Annotated in this window: 1 protein-coding gene; it reads right to left on the bottom strand. The window is 58.4% G+C overall.

All coding sequences use genetic code 11. The features are described 5' to 3' along the window. The coding region (locus VC352_RS25125) for an ACT domain-containing protein (RefSeq protein WP_322982186.1) at nt 1-231 on the bottom strand (231 nt) is incomplete at both ends.

Below are 231 nucleotides of genomic sequence, written 5' to 3' on the forward strand. Positions count from 1 at the left end.
TCGTCAGCAGTCTTCTGCAGCACGTTGAGGGCGTTGTTGTAGTCGTTGCGGGGCACGGTGAAGGTGCAATCGGTGGTGTTATCGTGCGAAACGTTCTGCACGATCCTGTCGACTTCGATATTGGCGGCGCTGCTCGGGCCGAGAATCTTGAAGGCGATGCCGGGAATATCCGGCACCCCCCGGATGGTCAGCTTGGCTTCGTCGCGGTTGAAAGCGATGCCGGAAATGATC

It is taken from the genome of Pseudomonas sp. C11, from assembly GCF_034683865.1.
Lineage (GTDB): Bacteria > Pseudomonadota > Gammaproteobacteria > Pseudomonadales > Pseudomonadaceae > Aquipseudomonas.